The organism is Prosthecobacter gellanilyticus (assembly GCF_007992435.1).
Taxonomy (GTDB): Bacteria; Verrucomicrobiota; Verrucomicrobiia; order Verrucomicrobiales; family Verrucomicrobiaceae; genus Prosthecobacter; species Prosthecobacter gellanilyticus.
In genome coordinates, this window is record NZ_BKAG01000001.1 from 292,625 (window position 1) to 301,667 (window position 9,043).

The window sequence follows — 9,043 nt, forward strand, 5'->3', positions numbered from 1 at the left end:
TTACCTCTCTAAAAGCCTCAGCAAGGCGATAAGAACGCCCTGAATCACCAGTTCCTGCGCCGGTATCAGGTCGGGATATTGGGGGTTGGAGGCGCGCAGGTATGGCACGCCTCTCTGCACCACGAAACGCTTGAGGGTGGTTTCGCCGTCGATCAGCGCGGCGACGATATCGCCGTGCGTGGCATCCCGAAATTCCATGATGACGATATCGCCTTCAAAAATTCCCGCGTTTCGCATTGAATCGCCTCGCACCTTCAGGGCAAACGTCCGGGCATTGCTGGGGAGGCGCAGCGTGGCTGGATCGATATCAATGCAGGCCTCGATCCGGCTTTCCTGAAATTCAGGTTTACCTGCAATAATACTACCCAACAACGGCACTTGGTGTCGCAGCCACGAGCGGCCTTTGGAAACCCAAAGAAGATCCAAGGCGAGCAAAGGGCGGGCAGCAAACATCCTCCAAAATTGATGTTCTTTAGAACAGTTTCAAGTCCGTCTGTTCAGTTTTTGAGGTAGCATGGCCATCCTTGTCTCCGCCCCGCTCACCAAAAGCGCCTACAGGTCGAGCGATCGCCAAGGGATCAGCTTTCATTTTCGATCCGACTAGGCTTTTTCTTGGCGTAACATGTTGGTTTATATACATTTATGCTAAAAAAGCAAAATGGCAGACGAGCAAAAGTTCGTGCTGGCGTCCGCCCCGCTCCAACCCGTGCCCATGCGGTTTTTACGGTGACCTCAAGCGCGCCTGCCGCTGCACCACTCCCATCATCCAGCGCTATCGTCAGCGCATCAGCGGTCCGCTCCTGGATCGCATCGACCTGCATGTGGACGTGCCGCTGGTGGACTACAAGGCACTGGCGGACAGCCAGCCAGGAGAGTCTTCCGAGGCCATTCGTCTGCGTGTGGAGAAAGCGCGCGCCGTTCAGACAGAGCGCTTCAAAGGTCATAAAGGCATCCACACCAACAGCGGCATGACTCCACGCCTAACCAAAAAGTATTGTGAGCTGGATGCCGAGTGCGGAAGCTTGATGGAGCATGCCATGGGAGAGATCAGCTTTTCAGCGCGGGCCCATGACCGCATCCTGAAAGTTTCCCGCACCCTTGCCGATCTCAAAGGTCTTGAGCGAATTGATGCGGACAGCGTTCTGGAAGCTGTGAACTACCGTACGTTGGACCGGAATCTGTGGAGCTAGGCTATTCCGCAAGCATCCATAAACGCGGGCGTGGATGCTTCAAAGACCACCGGAAGCGCATGGCAGTGTTTCAGCTCTGACACACAAGACGCAGTTCGCTGGTTTGCGAGATGCCGGGCATTCGCGCCACAGGGTTGAAAGCCTGCCCAACCAGGTTGTCACATATTTCCGCCTAACAAATTATTTTGATTTGCGACTAATGAGGCCGTCCGCCGCTGTTCGTGTGTGATAAAGCATTCACTTCGAACAGTTGTGATTGAAGTGCGGGCGCTGCGGGAGAATGCGAGCGCTGACTTCTTTGAGTTTCGTGCAACGTTTCTGTGACAGTCATCATCTGCGTTTGAACGCATATCGTGATCTTCAAACGTCAGTTTCGTCACGCTTATGACGTGGCTGAGAAGTGATTGGGATGCTTTGGATCACATCTTCATATGATGTGTCTTTCCCCCCGAGATCTGTCTGCTGCTGGAGTTCGTCCGTGTCTTGTGCGCGGTATGATCCTGGCGTTTGTCATGGCAGTGTTGTCGCCTTGCCTGAATGCGCAGGTGACGATTCCGCAACCCTCCTTGCAGTTCGGCACCATGCTGGTGCGGCAGAATGACGAGCTCAACACAGCCACGTCTGTCACCTTGTTTCGCGGCCCGGGCGGCACATTGCGCTGGGAGCCCATCCCTTTCTCTTCGAGCCGCGGCGACTTTGCGATCAGCTTCCTCAACGCCAATGACTTCACCTCCGGCGCGCTGATCGCGTCGATCGCGCAGAACGGGCGTAACAACAACGCTTCCGGTGACACGATCGGGCAGTTCTATGCAACGGTGTCCGTGGCTACTCCGGCGGGAGATGATCCGCCCATCTCCTATTTCATGGCCACGGAGCGCGCGGCCCAGGGATCGGAGGTCAATATCGATATCTCGTTCGCCTACTTCCCTTATGATCAATACCTGAGCGGAACAGGCTGGATCTCGGACCGGGGCAATGGCCTGCCTCTGGACCGCTTCAACGGCAGCCCCAGCCTGGCGCTGGGTTCGAACCTGATCGACATTGGTTCGGGTGTGACTCTGCTGGATCTGCGCTCTGCCGATCCGACCGCCATTCCCGCGAATGGTGTGATCCTGGTGAATCACGCCAAGAACGAGGACAACTATGGCTCCTCTGCGGTGCAGGCAGACGGCACCTGGCGTCTTCACATTCGTGACAACGGCTCCAATGGCACAGGCACGGAGCAGGATCCCGTGACCTTTGTTTATGTGCCAGTCAGCAAGGTGGGCACAGACCGCGTGCAGGCACTGGGCCGTGTGAACAGCGACGCCTCCACAGACGTGAGAGGCGGCGACTTCACGATCACCAAAGGTGGCGTCGGCCAGTGGTACCTGACCATTCCTAATGGCAGCGCGGACACCGGCACTCTGATCGTGAGTGCTGAGGGCGGCGGCACGAACAACTTTGACAACATCGTGTCCTCGCAGTGGGATGCCATCAACAACCGCTGGGTGATCGAAAGCCGCGACATCGTCAGCACCACGGCCCTGCCGGTTCTGGAGAACGGCGCCACGGCGGCTGAAGACATGTTCAGCTTTGTGTTCTTTGGCGCGCCCATCCTGCCGGACATCATTGTGACCTCGCCGACGGAAGGCCAGAGCTTCACCAGCCCGGCTTCCTTCACCGTCACGGCCGATGCATCTGACTTCAATGGCAATGTGGCCCAGGTGGAGTTCTTCAGAAACAGTTTCTTCATTGGTTCAGACAACACCGAGCCCTACTCGGTGGAGCAGACAGGCCTGGATGGTGGCCGTTACCAGTATGTGGCTCGTGCCACGGACAATGACGGTCTGGCTCCCACGAGCACGCCGGTGACAGCGATCGTCCGTCTGAACCCCGTGCATCCACCCACTCACACGGCGCTTTTCTTTGACGGTCTGGTGGAGCATGCGGCGACTGCGCCGGTGCCGCAGCTGGGCCTTGGTGGTCCGCCTACCAAGTGTTTCACGCTTGAGTGCTGGTTCCGCAAGGAAGGTCCCGGAGCCACGGCAGGTTCCGGCTCCGGAGGCATCACGGTGCAGCCCTTGTTCTCCAAAGGCCGTGGTGAGTCGGACAACAACAACACCGATACTAACTTCTTGGTAGGCGTGACGACCGACGGCTTCCTGGCCGCGGACTTTGAAGCCTATCCTTCGACGGGAGTGCCAGGTGGAACCAACTATGCGGTCTATGGATCTCATGACCCGGTCGTGAATGGAAAGTGGTACCATGCCGCTGTCGCCTATGACGGCGTGGTGGGTGAGTGGAAGCTCTACCTGGACGGGAAGCTGGTCGCCACGCGCACCACGGCTCCTGGTGCCATGCCGCGTTACGATAGCAATCATGGCTTCGCCATTGGCGCGGCTCTCAACACAGCCGGCCTGCGCGCGGGTTCCTTCTTTGGAGCCATCGATGAGGTGCGTGCGTGGAACTATGCTCGCAGCAAGGAAGAAATCGTCTCCACCATGGAGTCCTCGGTGGTGTCCGCGTCTGGTTTGGTGGCCCGCTTTGGTCTCGATGAGGCCACCGGAACGACCATCACCAGTTCCGTGGGTGGTATCACCGGCCAGGTGCGCGGACCCGAGGACGGTGATGGCATCCCCATCGCTGGCTGGGCACCTCTGTGGGTGCCAGGCGCCCCGCTCACGAACCAGGCTCCGTCGCTGGTGCTGAACACACCGAAGGAAGGCCAGATTTTCCGCAGCGCCACGCCCATGCTCATCTCAGCATCCGCGAGCGATGTGGACGGCACCTTGACCAAGGTGGAGTTCTTTGACGGCACTACGAAGCTTGCGGAGTTCACCGCAGAACCCTATCGCTTCTTGTGGACGGGAGCATCATCGGGTGCGCATGTGATTCGCGCCGTGGCCACGGATGACAAAGGCGCTCTGGCTGTCCAGACAGCGAACATCACCGTGGGTGTGCTGCCTGATCTGCTGCTGACGGAACTGCATTCGAACCCTTCGGCCACGGCGCCGGCTGGTGCGGGTGACTACTGGGAGCTAACCAACTTTAGCGCAAACACGATCTCCCTCGATGGTTACACCTGGCATGACTCAGGCCGCAGCCGTGCCGCTGCGCTGGCCTGGGCGCTGCCTGCTGGCACCAGCATCGCAGCTGGCGAGTCCATCGTCTTTACCGGTGCGGATCCTGCGGTCTTCAGGGCTTGGTGGGGACTGCCGGGCACGGCACGTGTCATCCAGTCGCCAGGCTCTCCCGGCCTGGGGCAGAATGATGGTGTGGCGCTCTATGATGGCGCTGGCGCGGAGGTTTTCTACTTCAGCTATGCGTCAGGCGGTTTTACGCGCAGCAATGGTCTGCCCTCGCTCGGCGGTCACGCCGGCACTTCGGCAGGCGGTCTGGCCACGCAGGCTCTGGTCTGGGATCCGAATTCCGGCCGCGGCCTGCCGCGCTACATGGCAGCCAGCACAGGTGTAAGTGGCGGTGTTAACGCTCCTGGCGGAACGGATGTCGGCTCTCCTGGCGGCGCAGGTGGCACGGGTGCTGACCCGGCGACCTTGCTCGCCATTGATGTGGCACCGGCCTCCTTCAGTGAAGCTGGCGGCCCAACGGCTGCCGTGGGCACCGTTCGGCGCTATGGAGATGTCACGGGCGCATTGACCGTTCAGCTCGTGTCCGCGGATGTCTCGGAAACCACGGTTCCGGCCTCCGTGGTCATCGCCGCTGGGGAATCTTCCGCCACCTTTGATCTGGCCGCCGTCAACGATGTCCTCGCCGATGGCAACCAGCAGGTGCTGCTCGCCGCCGCAGGCCCGGGTGTGTCACTCGCCACCGTGGTGGTCACTGTTCAAGATGATGGCGATCTGCCAACACCCACACTGCTGCTCACGGAGATCCAGTCGAGCCAGTCTGCCGCACCCGGTGCTGCTGACTACTGGGAGCTGACCAACCATGGCAGCGCTCCAGTGAGCCTCGCGGGCTTCACTTGGGATGATGAGCGCCGCTCCTCGGTGACTGCCCAGGCATGGGCGTTCCCGGCCGGTGCCAGCATCGCCGCGGGCGAGTCCATCATCATCACCACAGCAGATCCTGCGGCCTTCCGTACTTGGTGGGGGCTTGATCCCAGCGTGCAGGTTTTGCAGACCGTGGGTGCACCTGACCTGGATCCGAACGGCGGTGTGGCTCTCTATGATGCCACGGGTCGGGAGCTGTTCTTCTTCAGCTATGCCGCGCAGGGTTTCTTGAAGCCAAACGGTACGGCTGCTGCCGGTGGTCACGCGGGTGTCTCCGGCGGTGGTGTGCAGACAGATGCGCTGGTCTGGGATGTTCCTTCTGGCATCGCGGCTCCGCGTTATGTGGCGGCCAAGGCAGGTGTGTATCAGGCCTTCCAGGCACCGGGTGCCACGGATGTTGGCTCGCCTGGCAAGGGTGCCCTCACCGTGCCGGTCTCTTTCACGCTGCAGCTCCTGCACTTCAGCGATGCCGAAGGCAGCCTGCTGACCTCGCAAACAGCACCGAATCTGGCGGCCCTGGTGGATGCTTTCGAGGACGACCACACGAACACACTGATTGTTAACGGTGGCGGCAGTTTCATCCCGGGTTCCTTCATGAGCGCCGGTGCAGATGCCCAGCTCAACGTCCTTCCTGCGATCGGTGCCACGGCTCCCGGACGCACGGAGATCGCCATCAACAATCTCATCGGTGTGGAGGCTTCCGCCATCGGTCACCATGAGTGGGACCTGGGTTCTGCCGTCTTCGCCAATGCCCTCCGCTCCTCCGGTGCCTGGACGGGAGCTCAATTCCCGCTCCTGGCTCTGAACCTGGACTTCAGCGGAGATGGTGAACTCGCCAGCCAGATCACCACCGTGCCACGGGACACGGATGACACTCCAGTGCCCGCAGCCACGACTCTCAAAGGTCGCTTGGTGCCCACCGCGGTGGTCGTGAAGGGTGGAGAGAAGATCGGCCTGGTCGGTGTGACCACGCAGTTGCTCGCTTCCTTGACCACGCTTGAAGGCACGACGGTCAGAGGCGGCAATGCCGTGAACCTCGACGTGCTGGCCGGACAGATTCAGCCCTATGTGAATGAGCTCGCTTCTGAAGGCATCAACAAGATCGTGCTTCTCTCCCACCTGCGTGATCTCGGCCTCGAGACCGCGCTGGCCAACAAGCTCGCAGGCGTGGACGTGATCGTGGCCGCCGGGTCAAACTCCCGGTTAGGCGATGGCAACGATGTGCCGGTGGAGTTTGACGGTCACGAAGCCAGCTTTGACGGTAGCTATCCGCGGGTCACGGAAGACCGGAATGGCACACCGCTGCTGATCGTGAGCACTGACAGCGAGCACACCTACCTCGGCCGTCTGGTGGTGGACTTTGATCTCGATGGAACCATCATCTCCCAGTCTCTGGCAGACCACGCCGCGGAAAGCGGTGCCTATGCCTCCACGGAGGCCAATGTGGCCGCAGCCTGGGGCGCGACGGAAGAGACTCTGGAGACCACGGCCTTTGCCGCAGGCACCAAGGGCGCGCAGGTGCGCGGAGTGACCGGCGCGGTGCAGGCGGTGATCGATGCCAAGGACAGCATCATTCATGGTTATACCGCCGTCTACCTGGAAGGCGCCGCTCCCTTCACACGCAACCAGGAAACGAACCTGGGCAATCTCGCAGCTGATGCCAGCCAGCAGGCGCTGCGCCAGATCCTGGGCGGCACGGAGCCGATTGTCTCACTGCGCAACGCGGCCAGCATCACGGGCCAGATTGGCGCGGTGGTGGACAAGGACGGACTGGTTCAGAAGCAGTCCACCCAGGGTAATCCAGCTCTCGACAAGCCGGTGGGGGGCATTTCCCAGCTCGACGTCGAAAACGCTCTGCGCGGCAATCAGCCCCTGATGGTGTTTGAAACCACGCCGGCGGGTCTGAAGGCCATTCTTGAGCACGGCGTGGCGCAGGGCGGCAATCAAGCACGTTACCCGCAGATCGGCGGTGTGCAGTTTGCCTGGGATCCGGATCTGCCGGTGGGATCCAGAGTGGTCTCGATCGCCCTGTTGAAGGAAGACGGCTCTTCCATCCCGGTTTATAAAACGGGTAATGTGGGCACAGGCCCGCTGAGCAGCGCGCCAGCCCTGATTCGTGTGGTGACGCTGAACGGTCTCGCCAACGGCGGCGAGGGCTATCCGATCAAGACACACGGCGACAACTTCCGCTACTTGCTGGCCAATGGCACGCTGAGCTCTGTGGTCAGCGAGGCCACCGACTTCACCGCGGCTCCGCAACTGCCTAACAATGCCGAGAGCGAGCAGGACGCGCTGGTGCACCACATTCAAAATCGTCATGGCAGCCTGGCCCTCGCGTATCGCTCGATCGATGTCAGCCAGGATCTCGACACTCGAAATCAAAACCTAAATCTCCGCTCCGACTCGGTGCCGCCTGTTCTGGGCCAGGACACAGATGGTGACGGCATGTCCGACCTCACTGAGATGATTCTCGGCAGCGATCCGAGGTCCCGCTTCCGCGTCGGTGAGCGCGTGGACATGAACTTCACGCTGTATCTCCTGCCTGGGCAGACTCTGAAGCTGGTCGGCAAGATCCCGGCAGGATTGAAGTTCGATATCAAGACGGGTCGCCTGACCGGCATCCTGACCGGACTCGAGGCCTTCTATGATCTGCAGGTGCAGATCCTGAGCGGCAAGACTGTCGTGAAGGCCATCAAGATCCCGATCGCGGTGGATGCCTTCCCATCTCGTTTGTTAGGCAATTACGAGGCCCTTCTGGAAAATGCTTCCGCGCAGCCTCTCGGCATCGTCCGCGTGGCGGTGACCAAGGCAGGCTCCTGGTCGGCGAACCTCGATGTGCTGGGCGCCGCACGCCGCACCGCGACGGGCACGTTTGTGCTGCAGCCTGGCAGCCGCAAAGTGACTTTGCCCATGCTCTTCAAGTCTGCCAAGAACGTTCCGCAGGTCGACTTGCAGGTCGTGCTCGACGTCGACACTCCGCTGATCACCGGCACCCATGCGGGCACGCCTTCTGGCAGCAATCTCCGCGGCATGCGTGTCGCCACTACCGGTGGCAGTGTTCCCGTCGCACGCCCGATGACAGCGGTGTTGGATGCAGGAGCTCAGGACGGCGTGGCCTATCCCGCCGGCTTTGGCTGGGCCAAGGGATCCGTGACCACTACCGGTGCCATCAACCTGGCAGGCGAGCTGGGTGACGGGCAGAAGGTGACCCTCTCCCTGCGTCTCGGTGTCACCGGCCAGTCGCTGGTCTGGGTGCAGCCCTATCTGAACAAAGTGGCCTCCTACTTCGGCGGTGTGCTGCCAGTTCCAAATCTCGGCCAGCCAGCTGCCTTGAGCCCGGCGGTTGTCACCGGTGCCTTCTGGTTCAAAGCCGCAGATGCCAAGGAGCTGAGTTATGATGCTGGCTTCGCGCTCCCGCTGCCGGTCAACGCGATCACGACCCCATTAGGTGTGATCAAAACCTCGGCCGACATGAGCACTGCCCTGGGTCTCACGGCTGACACGTTCAATGTGGAGATCGATGGCGGAGCTTTGAGCACCGAAGCGGGTTCCACTCACATCCTGCCAACGGCCCTCAAGCTTGCGACCACCTTCGCGCTGACGAACTCCCCACCTGCGGGAGTCACAACGGTGGCCTGGACGGGCAAGATCAACAAGGCGGATGGAGCCCTCACAGGCACGCTGAATCTGCCTGCGACCTCTCTGAACCTTGTGACCAAGTCCGCTGCTGTGAGCGGAGTCGTGCTCCGCGGTTTGTCTGACGGCACCGTCGGCGCCGGTCTCATCCGTGTGCCGGTCCCCGGTAAAAAGGGGCTGTTCCGCACCTCCTCCATTCTGCTCCAGCGCTGATCCCTTTCCTGC

At 60.9% G+C, this 9,043-nt stretch carries 3 protein-coding genes; 2 read left to right on the forward strand and 1 reads right to left on the reverse strand.

Annotated features, from left to right (window positions below; genetic code table 11):
- On the reverse strand, nucleotides 1-453 hold the full coding sequence (locus tag BGE01nite_RS01170) for a LexA family protein (protein WP_146848417.1): 453 nt from the start codon (nucleotides 451-453) through the stop codon (nucleotides 1-3).
- A 71-nt stretch (nucleotides 454-524) separates the two neighbouring features.
- On the opposite strand from BGE01nite_RS01170, the gene BGE01nite_RS01175 reads away from it, so the two are divergent.
- Nucleotides 525-1,190 (forward strand): magnesium chelatase subunit ChlI family protein, encoded by a 666-nt coding sequence (locus tag BGE01nite_RS01175; RefSeq protein ID WP_146848418.1) that lies wholly within the window; start codon nucleotides 525-527, stop codon nucleotides 1,188-1,190.
- A gap of 512 nt (nucleotides 1,191-1,702) precedes the next feature.
- Nucleotides 1,703-9,031 (forward strand): Ig-like domain-containing protein, encoded by a 7,329-nt coding sequence (locus BGE01nite_RS01180; protein ID WP_170266512.1) that lies wholly within the window; start codon nucleotides 1,703-1,705, stop codon nucleotides 9,029-9,031.
- Nucleotides 9,032-9,043 lie beyond the last annotated feature (12 nt).

Excerpts from the sequence above, each read along its gene's own strand:
- BGE01nite_RS01170 (WP_146848417.1), bottom strand. The coding sequence starts at position 453 with ATGTTTGCTGCCCGCCCTTTGCTCGCCTTGGATCTTCTTTGGGTTTCC.
- BGE01nite_RS01180 (WP_170266512.1), top strand. The coding sequence starts at position 1,703 with ATGGCAGTGTTGTCGCCTTGCCTGAATGCGCAGGTGACGATTCCGCAA.